Source organism: Novosphingobium sp. DS6-6 (assembly GCF_057784975.1).
This window is the reverse complement of record NZ_JBYNTS010000017.1, coordinates 1-16,244: the sequence shown is the minus strand read 5'-3', so window position 1 is coordinate 16,244 and position 16,244 is coordinate 1. Positions and strand designations below refer to the sequence as shown.

General features: G+C 67.1%; 15 protein-coding genes and 1 pseudogene. 10 read left to right on the top strand and 6 right to left on the bottom strand.

The features are described 5' to 3' along the window. Positions 1-61: 61 nt before the first annotated feature. The 5 genes from ald (at position 62) to AC3EDY_RS15105 (ending at position 4,371) form a co-directional block, all read left to right on the top strand. Positions 62-1,177 (top strand): alanine dehydrogenase, encoded by a 1,116-nt coding sequence (gene ald / locus AC3EDY_RS15125; RefSeq protein ID WP_488573330.1) that lies wholly within the window; start codon positions 62-64, stop codon positions 1,175-1,177. Between the two features lie 32 nt (positions 1,178-1,209). Beyond that, on the top strand, positions 1,210-2,082 hold the full coding sequence (locus AC3EDY_RS15120) for an XdhC family protein (protein ID WP_488573329.1): 873 nt from the start codon (positions 1,210-1,212) through the stop codon (positions 2,080-2,082). A gap of 117 nt (positions 2,083-2,199) precedes the next feature. Continuing rightward, positions 2,200-2,769 (top strand): hypothetical protein, encoded by a 570-nt coding sequence (locus AC3EDY_RS15115; protein ID WP_488573328.1) that lies wholly within the window; start codon positions 2,200-2,202, stop codon positions 2,767-2,769. Positions 2,770-2,897: 128 nt separating this feature from the next. Continuing rightward, positions 2,898-3,392: a hypothetical protein gene (locus AC3EDY_RS15110; protein WP_488573327.1), complete on the top strand. Its 495-nt coding sequence runs from the start codon at positions 2,898-2,900 to the stop codon at positions 3,390-3,392. A 106-nt stretch (positions 3,393-3,498) separates the two neighbouring features. After that, a complete protein-coding gene (locus tag AC3EDY_RS15105; RefSeq protein WP_488573326.1) occupies positions 3,499-4,371 on the top strand; it encodes a dienelactone hydrolase family protein in 873 nt (290 codons plus the stop codon). A 35-nt stretch (positions 4,372-4,406) separates the two neighbouring features. On the opposite strand, the gene AC3EDY_RS15100 is transcribed toward AC3EDY_RS15105, so the two are convergent. From AC3EDY_RS15100 to AC3EDY_RS15080, 5 genes are all read right to left on the bottom strand, one after another. Continuing rightward, on the bottom strand, positions 4,407-6,524 hold the full coding sequence (locus AC3EDY_RS15100; protein WP_488573325.1) for a xanthine dehydrogenase family protein molybdopterin-binding subunit: 2,118 nt from the start codon (positions 6,522-6,524) through the stop codon (positions 4,407-4,409). Between the two features lie 11 nt (positions 6,525-6,535). Continuing rightward, positions 6,536-7,000 (bottom strand): (2Fe-2S)-binding protein, encoded by a 465-nt coding sequence (locus tag AC3EDY_RS15095; protein WP_488573324.1) that lies wholly within the window; start codon positions 6,998-7,000, stop codon positions 6,536-6,538. Positions 7,001-7,020: 20 nt separating this feature from the next. Then, positions 7,021-7,392 (bottom strand): c-type cytochrome, encoded by a 372-nt coding sequence (locus AC3EDY_RS15090; protein ID WP_488573323.1) that lies wholly within the window; start codon positions 7,390-7,392, stop codon positions 7,021-7,023. Between the two features lie 189 nt (positions 7,393-7,581). Next, entirely contained in the window at positions 7,582-8,925 is a 1,344-nt protein-coding gene (locus AC3EDY_RS15085; RefSeq protein WP_488573322.1) for an NAD(P)/FAD-dependent oxidoreductase, read from the bottom strand. After that, positions 8,925-10,265, bottom strand: a complete 1,341-nt coding sequence (locus AC3EDY_RS15080; protein ID WP_488573321.1) for a glutamine synthetase family protein — start codon at positions 10,263-10,265, stop codon at positions 8,925-8,927. The genes AC3EDY_RS15085 and AC3EDY_RS15080 overlap by 1 nt, the downstream gene beginning before the upstream one ends. A 216-nt stretch (positions 10,266-10,481) precedes the next feature. Between AC3EDY_RS15080 and AC3EDY_RS15075 the strand changes: the two genes are divergently transcribed. The 5 genes from AC3EDY_RS15075 (at position 10,482) to AC3EDY_RS15055 (ending at position 15,745) form a co-directional block, all read left to right on the top strand. Further along, the gene (locus tag AC3EDY_RS15075; protein WP_488573320.1) at positions 10,482-11,975 is read left to right on the top strand and encodes an aldehyde dehydrogenase; all 1,494 of its coding nucleotides are present in this window, start codon (positions 10,482-10,484) and stop codon (positions 11,973-11,975) included. Then, the gene (locus AC3EDY_RS15070; protein ID WP_488573319.1) at positions 11,972-12,730 is read left to right on the top strand and encodes a gamma-glutamyl-gamma-aminobutyrate hydrolase family protein; all 759 of its coding nucleotides are present in this window, start codon (positions 11,972-11,974) and stop codon (positions 12,728-12,730) included. Before AC3EDY_RS15075 ends, AC3EDY_RS15070 begins: the two co-directional genes overlap by 4 nt. Before the next feature lie 171 nt (positions 12,731-12,901). Then, positions 12,902-13,771: an ABC transporter permease gene (locus tag AC3EDY_RS15065; RefSeq protein WP_488573318.1), complete on the top strand. Its 870-nt coding sequence runs from the start codon at positions 12,902-12,904 to the stop codon at positions 13,769-13,771. After that, a complete protein-coding gene (locus AC3EDY_RS15060) occupies positions 13,771-14,610 on the top strand; it encodes an ABC transporter permease (protein WP_488573317.1) in 840 nt (279 codons plus the stop codon). Before AC3EDY_RS15065 ends, AC3EDY_RS15060 begins: the two co-directional genes overlap by 1 nt. A gap of 19 nt (positions 14,611-14,629) precedes the next feature. Next, positions 14,630-15,745 carry an ABC transporter ATP-binding protein gene (locus AC3EDY_RS15055; RefSeq protein WP_488573316.1) on the top strand — a complete coding sequence of 372 codons (1,116 nt, stop codon included), beginning with the start codon at positions 14,630-14,632 and terminating at the stop codon, positions 15,743-15,745. Between the two features lie 393 nt (positions 15,746-16,138). On the opposite strand, the pseudogene AC3EDY_RS15050 reads toward AC3EDY_RS15055, so the two are convergent. After that, positions 16,139-16,244 (bottom strand): annotated as a pseudogene (locus AC3EDY_RS15050) (IS630 family transposase); the annotation flags it as partial.

Below are 16,244 nucleotides of genomic sequence, written 5' to 3'. Positions count from 1 at the left end.
GGCAAGCCGGATTGGCGTATTGTCCCGTCAGGATCGCCATCGATCGTTCTGGGAGTTCGCCATGCTTGTCGGCACCGTCAGGGAAATCAAGAACCATGAATACCGCGTCGGGTTGACCCCGGAAAGCGCGCACGAACTGGTGGCGCAGGGCCACGCGGTCCTGGTCGAAACAGGCGCCGGTGCCGGCATCGACGCCACGGACGCGGCTTATGCGGCAGCCGGGGCGCAGATCGTGGCCAGCGCGGCTGACGTCTTCGCCCGGGCCGACATGGTCGTGAAAGTCAAGGAACCGCAGGCGGTGGAGCGCGCGATGCTGCGCGAAGGACAGATCCTCTACACCTACCTGCACCTGGCCCCCGATCCGGAACAGACCGCCGATCTGGTGAAGTCGGGCGCGGTGTGCATCGCCTATGAAACCGTGACCGATGTCGCCGGCGGCCTGCCGCTGCTCAAGCCGATGAGCCAGGTTGCCGGGCGCATGGCGATCCAGGCCGGCGCCACCGCGCTGGAAAAGGCCCAGGGCGGGCGCGGCGTTCTGCTTGGCGGGGTGCCGGGCGTATCGCCGGGCAAGGTCGTGGTGATCGGCGGCGGCGTGGTGGGCTTCAACGCCGCGCAGATGGCCACCGGGCTGGGCGCCGATGTCACGATCATCGACCGCAGCCCCGACGTGCTGGAGCGCCTTGCCGCCCATTTCGAGAACCGCGCGAAAACGCTCTATGCCGGCAAGGCCAGCATTGCCGCCGCCGTGGCCGAGGCCGATCTGGTGATCGGCGCAGTGCTGGTGCCCGGCGCGGCCGCGCCCCAGCTCGTCACGCGCGAAATGCTCGCCACGATGAAGCCGGGCGCCGTGCTGGTCGACGTCGCTATCGACCAGGGCGGCTGCTTCGAAACCAGCCGCGCCACGACCCACGCCGCGCCCACCTATGTGGTCGATGGCATCGTGCACTATTGCGTGGCCAACATGCCCGGCGGCGTCGCGCGCACCAGCACTTATGCGCTCAATGCCGTCACCCTGCCCCATGCCCTGGCCATCGCCAGCCGGGGCTGGAAAGACGCGCTGCGCGCCAATGCCCACCTTGCCAATGGCCTCAACGTTGCCTTGGGCCACGTCACCTATCAGGCAGTGGCGCAAAACCTCGGCTATGCCTATAGCCCGGCGGCCGAAGTGATCGGCTGACGCATACCGCCACCGCCTTTTCGGGAGATGCCGTGATCCACGCCGACCATGCCGCGCTGCGGGCCGCTGCCGAAACGGGCATGGCGCTGTGCACAGTGGTGGGGATCGACGGCAGCTTTTCACGCCGCGTGGGCGCGCAGATGGCAACGCGCCATGACGGCGCGGGGCCGGCCGTGGCAGGCGGGCTTGCCGATGCCTGCCTCGAGCGGCAGCTGGCCGGCGATCTGGCGCTGCTGGCGCCCGGGGCGGGGCCATCGTTGCAGCGCTATGGCCGTGGCTCGCCGTTGATCGATTTCCGCCTGCCCTGCGGGGGCGGACTCGATATCCTGCTCGATCCTCGGCCCGATCGCGCGGCCCTGGCCCAGGCGGTCGCCACGCTCGATGCCCGCCAGCCGGCCATGTTGCCGCTGCCGGTGCCCGCTGCCGCACCCGCCCACCTGCTGCGCGCGCGGCCCTATATGCCGGCCCTGTCGCTGGCGCTGTTCGGCGAAGGATCGGAACTGGCGGCCATGGCCGCCCTCGCCCGCGCGCTTGGGCTGGATACCCAGGTTTTTGCCAAGGACGAAACCGCCCATGCCCTGCGCCTGGGTCAGATACCCCAAGCGGCGCGTGCCGATGCCTGGACGGCGGTGCTGCTGCTGTTCCACGATCACGAGTGGGAACGCGCGCTGCTGCGCTGGGCGCTTGGCACGCCGGCGTTCTACATCGGCGCACAAGGCGGCCTGCGCGCGCGCATGGCGCGTCTGGAAGACCTGGCGCGCGACGGGCTGAACGAAACCCAGTTGGCGCGCGTCACCAGCCCTGTCGGCCTGATCCCTCGCGCACGCGAACCGCAGGTGCTGGCGCTGTCTGCCCTGGCGGAAATCATGGGCGCTTACGAGGCTATGCACCCGCTGGCTGCATGAACCGAAGATCGGCACGAGCCCGCTTTTTCTGTCGCGCGCCGTCCGCACCTGGGATAGGATATGATCTGGGGACCAGGACCGTTCGTGGGAATACCTGGCATGAGAACAAACCGAGTCATGAAAGCCGCCGCCACGCTGGCACTGCTTGCCGGTACAGCGGCCTGCGACAGGCTCTCGCGATGGACGTCAGGCGATACGGCCCCGGCCGCCGCCACTGCCGATGCCGCCACCGGCCGACCGGACATTTTCACGACCGACACGCCCGACGATCCGGAAGCCTTTCTCAAGGCGATGTTTGCCGACGACGGTCTTGGCGGATCGGTTGCCACGGACGGCGATCTGCGTCATCGCTATTTCTCGTCGGAACTGGCGGGCATGCTGTCCGACACCTTGCGCGACCCGACGCTGACGCTCACCTCCAGCCCCCTGTGCCTATGCAGCAATCCCCGCCATCTGCGCCAGAACATCACGATGCAGCATGCCGATGCCCGCACGGCCCTGGCCCGCGTAACCGTGATCCGCAGCGGTGTGCCCGACGGGCCGCTTGCCCACCTCGTTATTGCCATGGCCAAGGGCGAGGAAGGTTGGAAAGTCACCGACGTGCGCTATCCCGAACTGAAAACGACGCTGCACGATCTCCTGGCCAAGACCAATGCCCCGTCGCTTGACGGCAACGCCGCGGATTGAGGCGGCGCGTTCCGGGTCCGAACAGGCCGACGTCGCCAAATTGGCAACATCTGTCCAAAATCGTATCTTGTTGAAACAATTTGAAGGCGATAGGCAATAGCGTGCAGCGTCTGCACGGAGGGGACCCTATGAAATCTGGATTTAACGCATTCACCGCTGCTCTGCTTGTCGTGGCCGCACCTGCCGCTCTCGCGATCGCGCCAGTTCATGCGCAGACCGCCCCGGCCGGAAAGACGCTTCCGGCCAACACGCTGGTACAGGTCACGCCGGAAAAGGAAATTTCGTCGAAGAAGCTCAACTTGGGCGATAAAGTCACGTTCTCGGTGGTCAACGATGTTGTCGATGGCGGGCGGGTGGCAATTCCACGCGGCAGTTCCGTCGAAGGATCGGTCACTTTCAAAACCGGCAAGGCGATCGGCGGCAAGTCGGGCAAGTTCGAAGTGACGTTCGAAAAGATCGTGGTCGGCGGCAAGACCTATGCGATGAAAGGCGTCCATCGCCAGGAAGGCAAAGGCAATACCGTCGCCGCCGTATTCGGCAGCATGCTGGTCAGCGGCCGCTCGGCCGTGATGCGGCCGGGGGACTTTGCCAACGCCTTTACCGACGCCGCGATCCCCTATTGAGCGAACCTGGCTTATGCCAGGCTGCCGTGACGCACGAATGGGCGTATCCATGCCCACCTGTCTGGGCTAGGTGGCGTGGACGGGGACGGTTCTGGAGAGACGCTTCATGTGCGATAGCTTGACCGAAGACGACAACGCCCAGTGGCTGGCTGTCAATCGCCGCCAGTTTGCCGTGATGGGCGCGGGTGCGGCAACCCTGGCGCTGGCGCCCGGCTGCCTGGCTGCCGCGCCGGCCGGGCTGCCCACCCAGTCGCGGCCGGTGACGATCGAAACCGCCGACGGCACGGCCGACGGTTTCTTCGTCCATCCGCAGCAGGGCGCCCACCCCGCGGTGCTGCTCTGGCCCGATATCGCCGGCCTGCGCGAAGCTTATCAGACCATGGCAACGCGCCTTGCCGCAGCGGGCTTTGCCGTGCTGGCGATCAATCATTACTATCGCAACGGCAAGGCCCCGGTGCTGCCCGATTTCGCCGCCTGGCGTACGCCCGGAGGGCAGCAGAAACTGCAGCCGATGATCGCGGCGCTCACGCCGGAAAAGATCCAGGCCGATGCCGGCAGCTACATCGACTGGCTCGATCGCCAACCGCAGGTCAACCCCGCGCGCAAAGTGGGCACGCAGGGCTATTGCATGGGCGGGCCTTACACCGTGTTTTCCGCCTATGCCCGCCCGATGCGCGTCGGCGCGGCGGTTTCCTGCCACGGCGGCAACCTTGTCAACGACACGCCACACAGCCCCCATCGCCTGCTCGGACAGACCCAGGCATCGTTCATCTTCGCCATTGCCCAGAACGACGACGCCCGCAGCCCCGACGACAAGACCGCGCTGAAAAACGCCGCCGCGGCAGCCGATCGCCCGGCCGACGTGACCGTCTATCCTGCCCAGCACGGCTGGTGCACGATCGATGCCCCGGTCTATGACAAGGTGCAGGCGGAAAAGGTGTGGAACAAGCTGCTCGCACTTTACGCCAAGGCCCTTTGACCGGCCACGGCGCGGAAAGACGGTCAAAGGCGCGCTCAGGCCGCCTCCAGCCCCGCCTGCAACGGCACCTGGCGCACCCGCTTGCCCGTTGCCGCAAAGATCGCGTTGGCCACGGCCGGCGCGATCACGGCGGCGGGCGGCTCGCCCATGCCGCCAGGCGCGTTGTCCGTCGGCATCACATGCGTCACCACGCGCGGCGCCTCGCTCATCCGCAAGGGGCGTACGTCGTGATAATTGGACTGGGCGATGCGGCCCTTTTCCAGCGTCACCCCGCCATAAAGCGCGGCGGAAAGGGCAAAGATCACCCCGCCTTCGACCTGCGCCTTCACGCCCAGCGGGTTGACCGCCGGGCCGCAATCGACCGCGACCGTCACGTGCGGCACGGCGATCTGCTTCTGCGCATCGACGGTCACATGCGCCACGGCCGCCAGGCAGGTGTCCCAGATATGCAGCACGGCCAGGCCCAGCCCTTCGCCCTTGGGCAGCGTCTTGCCCCAGCCGGCCTCTGTCGCCGCTTTCTGCAGCACGGCGCGCGCACGCGGATTGGTGATCTGGGCAAGACGCCAGGCCAGCGGGTCCTGCCCCGCCGCGAGCGCCAGTTCGTCGGCAAAGCTTTCGATCACGAAGGTATTGCGCAGGCCGCCCACGCCGCGCCACCAGCTGGTGGGCATCGGGCTTTCGACACGGGCAAACGTCACCAGCCGGGCCTGCGCCGGATAAAGCGGGTCCACCGCCCCGTCCACGGCATCGCTGTCCACCCCGCTGAACTTGTCGCCCACCAACCGTGCGATGATCGATGAACCGGCAACGCGGTGTTCCCAGGCCATGATCCTGCCGCCGCCATCCAGGCCCGCCGCGATGCGATCGACATAGGCCGGGCGCACCAGGTCGTGCTGGATATCTTCCTCGCGCGTCCACACCAGCTTGACAGGATAGGGTACTTTCGCCGCCAGGCTTGCCGCGCGCTCCACCATGTCGGTTTCGAGCCGCCGGCCAAAGCCGCCGCCCATCAGGAAATTGTGCAGGCGGACTTTGTCTTCGGGCAGGCCCAGCACTTTGGCCGCCGCTGCGCGGGCCTCGCTGGGCACCTGCGTTCCCGTCCACACCTGCGCGCCTTGCGCCGTGACATGCGCGGTGCAATTGCCCGGCTCCATAGGGGCATGAGCCAGGAACGGCTGGTGATAGACCGCTTCGATGCTTTTGGCGGCGCCGGCCCGCGCCCGGGCAAGATCGCCTTCGGCCTTGGCCGTCACGCCCGGCCTTGCCACCGCGGCTTCCAGCGCGGCGACCACCTGGGGCTGGCTCACCGCCGCATTCGCACCCTCGTTCCATCGCGGTGCAGCCGCTTCCAAACCCTTTTTGGCCGTCCACAGGCTGTCGGCCGTCACGAACAGGCAATCCTCGAGCGCGACGACGTCGGCCACGCCCGGCACGGCCTTGGCGGCAGCCGCGTCATGGCTTGCCAGCGTGCCGCCGAAAACCGGTGATTGCGCCAGCGTGGCGATTTTCAGGCCCGGCAATTGCACGTCGATGCCGAACAGCGCCTTGCCCCGCACCTTGTCGGCCGAATCCAGCCGGCGCGTGTCCTTGCCGATCACTTTCCATGCCGATGGCGGCAACGGGGTGGCATCGGCAGGTACATGCGTGGCGGCATCGGCCACCAGCGCGGAAAACGGCAGCCGCCTGGCCGTCGCAGGATCGGTGACCGCGCCATCGGCCAGCGTCAGCCCGGCCGGCGCCACGTTCCATCGGCGCGCCGCCGCCCCCACCAGCGCAGCGCGGGCATTGGCGGCGGCCTGGCGCAGCGGCTTCCACACTTCGCGGATCGAGGTTGAGCCGCCCGTGCCCGTATCCACGGGGGCAAAGCGCGCGCGGTCGGCTTCGGGGATCGAGACTTTCACCGCCGCGGGCGCCAGGCCCAGTTCCTCGGCCACCAGCATGGTCAGCGCGGTCATGATGCCCTGCCCCATTTCCGTCTTGGGCAGGGCCAGCGATACCGTGCCATCGGGCGCGATCGCCAGATAGCCGTTGGCCGCAAGCTGCCCCGGCGTGCCGCCCAGCGCGTGGCGCAGCGGCACCACCAAGGCGCCGGCGAGCAAAGCCGAACCGGCCAGGAAGCCCCGGCGCGACGTCGCGGAAAGCGGTTTGTCCATCGCCATGCCTTTCATGCCTCGATCATGCCGGCGGCGCGATGGATCGCGGCGCGGATGCGGTTGTACGTGCCGCAGCGGCAGATATTGCCGCTCATCCCTTCATCGATCGCGGTATCGTCGGGCCGAGGATTAGCCTTGAGCAGCGCGGCGGCGGCCACGATCTGCCCCGGCTGGCAATAGCCGCATTGCACCACGTCCAGTTCTTCCCAAGCCGCCGCCAGCGCCTGGCCCAGCGGCTGCGCGATCAAGCCCTCGATCGTGACGACGGCTTTGCCCGCAACGGCCGAAACCGGCGTCTGGCAGGCGAACAGCCGCTCGCCATCCACCAGGACGCTGCAGGCCCCGCACAGGCCCGCCCCGCAGCCGAACTTGACCCCGTTTGCCCCGGCGCCATCGCGCAAGGCCCACAGCAACGGCATGTCGTCGGCCACGGCAAGGGTGCGTGGTTTGCCATCGATCGTCAACGAAACGGACATAAGGCGGGCTCCGGCGGCTGTCAGTGCAGGGTTTTCAGATAAGCGATCACATCGGCGCGCTTCTTGGCATCGGGAATCGCCACCACCATGCGCGTGCCCGGCACCAGCTTGCCCGGCGCTGTCAGGAACGTGTCGAGCGTCCTAGGATCCCATGTCTTATCGGCATTCTTGAGCGCGGTCGAATAGGGATAGGCCGTGGTGCCGGCCTTGCGGCCAACCACGCCCCACAGATTGGGCGCAGCAAAGCCCTTGGCCCCCGCGGTGTTCACGTGGCACATCTGGCACTGCTGCTTGAAAACGGCTGCCCCCGCCCCGGCGTTCTGGGCATGGGCCGGCGCCGTCACGCCCGTAGCCAGGCCGGCAGCCAGGCTCACCAGGGCAAGAACCGACATTGAAAAGCGCCGCATCATCGATCGTCCTTCGGAAATGGAATGGCGAATGGTCCGGCCCCCCGGCACCGCGACTATAAAGTGGGATCGAAGGCCGGGCCCGACCGGGCACCTGCCGAGCGCCCATCTTGCACAATCCGCCGCCAAAGGTCCATTGGTTACGGCGCGTCGCCCCCACTTTCCGCGGCGCCGTCAGACTCCCAACCGATCACGCAGCGTGTACCACAGCGATCCCAGCGTCGAAAGCGGCGCGCGAAACAGCTGCCCCCCGGGAAAGGGTGGATGCGGCAGGCCGGCAAAGACATCGAAGCGGGCATGCTGCCCGGCAATTGCCTCGGCCAGCAGGCGGCCCAGCAATTGCGTGGTCGTCACGCCGTGGCCGCTATCGCCATGGGCATAGAATACGTGCGGGGAAAGCCGGCCCACCTGCGGCATGCGGCTCAGCGTCATGGCAAAAGTGCCGCTCCAGGCAAAATCCAGCTTCACGTTCCCGAGTTGGGGAAACGTCTTGAGCATGCCCGGGCGGATCTTGGCTTCGACGCTCGCCGGGTCCTGCCCGCCATAGACGATGCCCCCGCCATAAAGCAGGCGGCCATCGGCCGTGCGGCGGAAATAGTCGAGGATGTAATTGGCATCCTCCACACAGAGATTGCTGGGCAGCAGTGCCTGCGCCAGGTCTCCCAGCGGCTCGGTCGTCACGATCTGGGTGGATACCGGCATGATCTGGCGGGACAGGCGGGGCAGCGTTCTGCCCAGATAGGCATTGCCGCAGACCACCAGCGTATCGGCGCGAACTTCGCCCTGCGCGGTGATCATGCGCGGGTGCGGGCCACTCTCGTCCACGGCCAGAACGCGGCTATATTCGAACACGCGCCCGCCAAGTGCCTCGAATGCGGCCGCCTCTCCCAGAAGATAGTTGAGCGGGTGGAAATGGCCGCGCAGCGGATCGAGAATGCCGCCCACGTAACGCTCGCTCTGCACGTGCGCGCGCAGGGCCTCGCGGTCGAGCAACGCGATGGCGCCATGGCCGTGCGCGGCCCACACTTTCTGTTCCTCTTCAAGCCCGCGCATCTGCCTGGCGTTCAGCGCGACGCCCAGTCCGCCGTCCACCAGATCGCAGGCGATGCGATAGCGCGCCACCCGATCACGGATGATGCCGGCGCCTTCCAGCGCAACTTTGCCCAGCTCGCCCGCCACGGCCGGGCCATGGCGGGCCTCCAGCACGTCGAGCCCGCGTGAATAGCCGTTGATCAATTGCCCGCCGTTGCGGCCTGATGCGCCCCAGCCCACGCGGTCGCTTTCCAGGACGATCACGTCGAGGCCCTTCTCGGCCAGTTCCAGCGCCACCGAAATGCCGGTAAAGCCTGCCCCGATCACGCAGACCGTGGCGCGGTGCGCGCCTTGCAGAACCGGGCGCAGCGGCGCCCGATGAGCGCTGGCCGCATAATAGGTATCCATCCCGGCATAAGGGCCGCCATCGGCCCGCGCCGGCGCGCCCGCTGCCGGGTCCATCGCCGCCTGGATCGCGGCGTTCATCACAGCAGCCCCAGATAGGTATCGTGTTCGAAGCGGTCGATCTGCGCCAGGAACGCGGCCCGGTCCTGCTGCTTGCACGCCAGGAATATGTCGCGAAAGCGCGCGCCGAACAGGCGCTCGGCACGGGCGGACGCGGCAAAGGCCGTCTGCGCCACGCCCCATTCCACCGGCAGCGGCGCCCCCGCGCCGGGATGGGCCGGATCCTGCGCCGGCGGCGGCATCGCTCCCTCTTCGATCCCTTGCAGCATGCCCCCCAGCATGGCCGCCATCGCCAGGTGCGGGTTGACGTCTGCCCCCGATATGCGGTGCTCGATCCGCGTCGTCTTGGCATCGCCCACGATCACGCGCACCGCGGCCGAACGGTCGTCGATGCCCCAACTTGCCGAAAGGGGGGCATGCGCATCGGGGCGGAAGCGGCGGAACGAATTGTAATTCGGGGCAAAAGCCAGCATCGTTTCGGGCATGGCGACAAGCAGACCGGCCACGGCATGCAGCAGCATGTCGGCCGGCCCGCCCACGGGCCCGGCCAGCACGTTGCCGCCATCCGCACTGTTCAGGCTGGCGTGGATATGCATCCCGCTGCCCGAGCAGTCGCCATAGGGCTTGGCCATGAAAGTGGCGCCCAGGCCATGGTGCGCGGCCAGCGCGCGCACGATCCGCTTCATCAGCACGGCATCGTCGGCGGCCGCCAGCGCGTCGGCGCGGTGCAGCAGGTTCAACTCGTACTGCCCCGGCCCCGCCTCGCTGATCACGGCATCGGCGGGAATGCCCATGGCGTGGGCCAGGTCGATGATCTGGTCGAACAGCGCGGCATGCGCCGTCAGCGCCGCGGTCGACAGCGTATCGTTGCGGCGCGGGTTGCCATCGGGGGGCACCGGCACGCCGTTTTCCAGGCGATAGAGATAGAATTCCAGTTCCGTCGCCACCACCGGGGTCAGCCCGCGCGCGGCAAATCGCGCCAGCAGTGTCTGCAACACGCCGCGCGGATCGGCGACGACCGGCGCGCCGTCCTTGTCTGCCATGGCCAAGAACACCTGGGCGCTGTCTTCGCCCAGCCAGGGCGCCTTGCTCCACCGGCCGGGCACCGGGCGGCACAGCCCGTCGGGATCACCCGTGCCGAACGCCAGGCCCGCGCCCGCCACGTCACACCCCCAGGCATCCAGGGCAAAGACCGAAAGGGGCATCGGCAGGCCCTTGGCGGCAAGGCCCAGCGCCTTGTCGCGCACCAGCCACTTGCCCCTGGGCGCGCCGTTCACATCGGTCACGAACGCTTCCACCCGCGTCACTTCGGGATGGGCGGCCAGCCAGGCGGCAAACGACGAAGCGGTTTCCTGCAACATGGTGTGATCACATATTGAAACACCTCGGGCCTGTCCAGCCCGGATCGCGCGATGACCGCGCCGATTTGCCGACGGCGCGGTCGTTCTTCTCCATGAACTGCTCATGACTTGCCCATGCCTTGGCCTTGACCTGTCGGTCGATCTGCCGCAGCCACCTTGCCAGCCGGGCCGCAATCCTTATTAGTGATCACACATTCCCCCGTCGATGGACTCGCAATGAACAGCGCCCCGCCTACCCTGCCTGCCCGCCTGCCCGCCCATCACGTGATCGGCGGCACCCTGGCCCCGGCCGCTTCGGGCGCGACACTGGAAACGATCAATCCCGCCACCGGCCAGGCCATCGGCACTTTGCCGGCTGGCGATGCCGGCGATGTCGACCGCGCCGTCGCCGCCGCGCGCCGGCGTTTCGAAGCCGGCCAGTGGCGCGACATGCCCCCGGCCCAGCGCAAGAAACACTTGCTGGCCGTGGCCGACAGGCTGGAAAGCGCGGCCGAAGAGTTCGCCGTCCTCGAAACTATCGATACCGGCAAGCCGATCAGCGATAGCCGCCAGGTCGACGTGCCGCTGGCGCTGACCACGCTGCGCTATTATGCCGAGGCGATCGACAAGATCCATGGCGAAGTCGGCCCCACCGGCCCGGACCGGTTCAGCTATGCCGTGCACGATCCGCTGGGGGTGATCGGGGCCATCGTGCCGTGGAATTTTCCCTTGCTGATGGCCATGTGGAAAATCGCCCCGGCCATCGCCATGGGCAATTCGATCGTGGTCAAACCGTCGGAGCTTTCGTCCCTCACGGCACTTCGCTTTGCCGAACTGGCGCTCGAGGCCGGCCTTCCCGACGGCGTGCTCAACGTCGTCACCGGGACCGGGCAGGATGCCGGCGCCGCGCTCGCCCTGCATCGCGATATCGATATGATCGCCTTTACCGGTTCCGGGCCGGTCGGTCGCCAGCTGATGCACTATGCGGCCGACAGCAATCTCAAGCGGGTGAGCCTGGAACTGGGCGGCAAGAGCCCGCATATCGTCTTTGCCGACTATCCCGATCTCGATCGCGCGGCACACGCCGCGGCCTGGGGCATTTTCTACAACCAGGGCCAGGTCTGCACGGCCGGTTCGCGGCTTCTGGTCCAGCGCTCCATTCACGCCGAATTCGTGGACAAGGTGCTGTCCATCGCCCGCACCATTCGCCCCGGCGATCCGCTCGATCCCGCCACACAGCTGGGCGCGGTGATCAGCGACCGGCAATTGCAAGGCGTGCTGACGCGCATCGCCCGCGCGCAGCAGGAAGGCGCCACCCTGCGCCTGGGCGGCAACCGGGCTCTTGCCGAAAGCGGCGGCTTCTATCTCGATCCCACGGTGTTCGACGCGGTCAGCAACGCCAGCTCCCTGGCGCGCGAAGAGGTGTTCGGCCCGGTGCTGGCGATCGTGCCGTTCGATACGCCGGAAGAAGCGCTGGCCCTTGCCAACGATACCGATTACGGCCTCGCATCGGGCCTGTGGACGGGTTCGATCGACATTGCCCATGCCTTTGCGCGGCGCCTGCGCGCCGGCCTCGTCTGGGTCAACGGCTGGGACACGTGCGACATCACCATGCCGTTCGGCGGGTTCAAGCAATCCGGTTTCGGCCGCGACCGCAGTCTCCACGCGCTGTACAAGTATGCCGATCTCAAATCGGTCACCATTTCGACGCCGGGGGCATTCCCGGCATGACCAGGCCGCTGCTGGGCGTTTCGTGCTGCATCCGGCCCGGCGGACCCGAGCCGGTGCATGGCGTGATCGATCGCTATCTGCGCGCACCGGCCACCCATGCCGATTGCGACGTGGTGCTGGTGCCCGCCCTGCCGGGCCTCACCGACTGGGCGGCGCTGGCCGGCCGGCTCGACGGCCTGCTGCTCACCGGCAGCCCTTCGAACGTGGAACCATGGCGGTATGGCGCCGGCACCGACGCCGGCAGCGACAGCGGCAGCAATGGGGCGCCGTGCGCGGGTCCATTCGATCCAGCGCGCGATGCCACCACGCTCTCGCTGGCCGATGCGATGCTGCGCGCGGGCAAGCCGGTGTTCGGCATCTGCCGGGGTTTTCAGGAACTCAACGTGGCTTTCGGCGGCACGCTGCAGGTGCTGCCCACCCAGGGGCCGGTGGCGCACCATGCGCCCGAGGGGGTGAGCCTTCCGGCGATGTTTGCCGCCACCCATCCCGTTGCGCTTGCGCCGGGGGGCATGCTGGCCCGGGCATTGGGCGCAACGATCATCGTCAATACCGTGCATTTCCAGGGTATCGGCCTGCTTGGCGAGGGGCTGCAGGTCGAAGCCACCGCACCGGATGGCACGATCGAGGCCTTTTCCGCGCGCATCGGCACGAGCCAGGTTCTGGCCGTGCAGTGGCACCCGGAATGGGACGCCGATCGCAATGCCCATTCCGCCTGGTTCTTCAACCGCCTGGGCCAGGCCCTGCGCGGCGCGTGACGGGCTCTGTGCAGCGGGCACGGGCCAGCCGATTTGCAATTGACCGACGCCGCGCCCGGGCGTATGTGTGATCGCAGATAATTCGACGATCCGGGGAATTGCCGCGATGGGGCCAGCGACGAAGCCGGAAACAGGGCCGGAAACAGGGCCGGAAACAGGTATCATGCCGCGATGAACAGCGCGTGGAACAACAGCAGGGGCGCATTCCTGGCCGTGCTGACCGCGCCCGCGGCCTGGATCGTCCTGTTCTTCGTCGTCCCGCTCAGCGTGATCTGGGCCTACAGCTTCGGCCGCACCCTGGGGCTGACCGACGTGGCGGTGACCGGCACGCTCGACAATTACGTGCGGGTGCTCGATCCGGTCTACCTGATGATTTTCGTCAAGTCGCTGGTCTTTGCCGGCGTCACCACGGCGATCTGCCTCGTGATCGGCTTTCCCTACGCCCTGGCAATGACGTTCGCGTCGGACCGCGGCAAGATCCTCATGCTGCTGGGCATCATGCTGCCGTTCTGGACCAACCTGCTGGTGCGCACTTACGCGCTGATGGCCGTCATGCGCACCGAGGGCTATATCAACGATGCGTTCGGTCTTGTCGGTCTCGGCCCGTTCGAAATGCTGCACACCAATTTCGCGGTGATCGTCGGCCTCGTCTATGTCCACCTGCCGTTCATCATCCTGCCGCTTTATTCCACGCTTGATCGGCTCGACCGTTCGCTGATCGAGGCCAGCCTCGATCTGGGCGCGGGGCACATCGCCACGGTACTCAAGGTGATCGTGCCGATCGCCAGGCCCGGCATCCTTTCGGCCGTGATGCTCACGTTCATTCCCGCGCTGGGATCCTATCTCACGCCCGATCTGCTCGGCGGGCCAGACAGCCAGATGATCGCCAGCGTGATCGAGCGGCAGTTCAAGCGCGCCAACGACTGGCCGTTCGGCGCGGCGCTGTCGTTCATGCTGATGTATCTCACCCTGCTCGTCATGGGCCTGCGCGCGGTGGAGGACCGCCGCGCCGCCCGCGCCCTGCCGCAGGGAGGCGCCTGATGCCGGCCAGCAAAGACCGGCCCGGCCCGCTGGAATACAGCCGCCGCTGGCCGCTGCGGCTGTGGGTCGGCGCGGTGACGCTGTTCCTCTATCTGCCGCTGGCCAGCCTTGTCGCGTTCAGTTTCAACGACAGCCGCCGCACGATCCGCTGGGAAGGCTTCACGCTCGATTGGTACGCCGCGATGTGGAACGATGCGGCGCTGATCGATGCTTTCGTCAATTCGCTGACCATCGCATTCATCTCGATGATTTTCAGCGTGGCGCTGGGCGCGCTGGCCGCCGTCGCCCTCTGGCGGTTCCGCTTTCCCGGCAAGGGACTGTTCGATGGCGTGGTGACCTTGCCGATCGTCGTTCCCGAAATCTGCATGGGCGTCGCCATGCTGGTGTTCTTCGGCCAGATCGTGCCCTGGCCGCGCGATCTGGTCTGGCCGTTCGATCTGGGCGCGATCATCATTGCCCACATCACGTTCAGCTTCCCGTTCGTGGCCGTGGTGGTGCGCGCGCGCCTGGCCAGCTTCAACCGCGAGATGGAGGAAGCCGCGCGCGACCTGGGCGCCAGTGAACTGCGCGCGCTGTGGGACGTGCTGGTGCCCCACGTGCGCCCGGCGCTGATCTCGGGCGGATTGCTGGCCTTCACGCTCAGCCTCGACGATTTCGTGATCACCTTCTTCACCTCCGGCCCCAACACGGTGACATTCCCGGTCAAGATTTATTCGATGGTGCGGTTTTCCGTCACGCCCGAAGTCAATGCCGCCTCTACCGTGCTGATGCTGATCACTATTGCCCTCACGGCCATCGGCATGAAGCTCCAGGGCCGCGACATGGCGCAGAACCATTGATTTCGCACAGGATTTTCGAATGACCCAGCCGCTCATCCAGTTCGAGAACGTGAGCAAGCGCTTTGGCGCGTTCATCGCGGTGGACGATGTCAGCCTCGCGATCCATCGCGGCGAGTTCTTCTCCCTGCTCGGGCCGTCGGGCTGCGGCAAGACCACGTTGCTGCGCATGCTGGCGGGCCTGGAAACCCCCACCGAAGGGCGCATCCTGATCGATGGCGAGGACATGAGCACCACGCCGCCCAACCGCCGCCCGGTCAACATGGTGTTTCAGTCCTACGCCGTGTTCCCGCATCTCACGGTGGCCGACAACGTCGCCTATGGCCTCAAGATCGATCGCGTCGGCAAGGACGAGCGCGCGGCGCGCGTGGCCGAGGCGCTGCGCCTGGTCAAGCTCGACGAATTCGGCCATCGCAAGCCCGATCAGCTGTCCGGCGGGCAGCGGCAGCGCGTCGCCCTGGCCCGCGCGCTGGTCAAGCGGCCCAAGGTCCTGCTGCTCGACGAACCGCTTTCCGCGCTCGACGCCAAGCTGCGCGATGCCATGCGCGCCGAACTGGCGCAGATCCAGCACGACGTGGGCGTCACTTTCGTGATGGTCACCCATGATCAGGACGAAGCGCTGGCCATGGCCAGCCGCTGCGCGCTGATGAACCGGGGGCGGCTGCAGCAGGTGGCGGCGCCCGGCGATCTCTACGAATATCCGGCCAACCGCTTCGTTGCGGATTTCATCGGCACGATCAACATGTTCGAAGGCCGCCTCAGCGTGGACGAACCCGATCATGCCACGATCACCTCCCCCGATCTGGCCGCCCCCATCCATGTCGGCCACGGCGTGACGGGCGCGCCCGATACGCCGGTATGGGTCGGCATCCGGCCCGAAAAGATCGCCATGACTCCCGCCGCCGCCGGCCGCCCGGCCGGCCCCGCCGCCCGGCCCGATGCCAATGTCGTGCAGGGCACGATCGTCCGCTCGGCCTATCTGGGCAGCGAAACGCTCTACGACGTGGAAACCGCCGGCGGCGCCACGTTCAAGGTCGTCCGCCCCAATGGCGAGCGCACCTTGGCCCCCAGCCTGCCGGTGGGCGAAGCCGTCTGGCTGACCTGGCCCCCCACCGCGCCGGTCGTGCTGCTGGGGTGATCGCGGCGTCGGGCGGCATGGGCAGATTTGGATGCGTGGATTGGGCCAAAGCCGGTCGTTTAAATCAGGTACCGCGGACGTCTGCTCCTGACAGAAGCTGCCGATGGATAGCTGCAATGCAGACCGTCAGGAAGGCGCGCCGGTGCAGTCACTCAGGCGTTCAATCGGTCGTCCTGTAAGCCGCCATTCGCCAAAATGGCGCAGACCGTCCAGTTGAACCGTCGAGGTTCGGACGTCGCCGCCTTCAATGCGGGATGGGTCATGCTTCAGCTTGCCACGGTCCAACCGAAGCAACCGAGAAATCTCGAGCGCCGAGACGGCTTGTCAGACAAACCGTCCCTACAACCCACTCGTTCGAAAAATGCGAAGCGCGGACGTTAGAGCAGATTCCGATCACTCTGGCTCATAACCTGCTGCGATAAAGTAATTTGTGCATTCGTGGGGTGTGAAGCGTGGCAGCGCATCGCGAATGGCATCCCAGAGTTCGGGGACAGTCCGT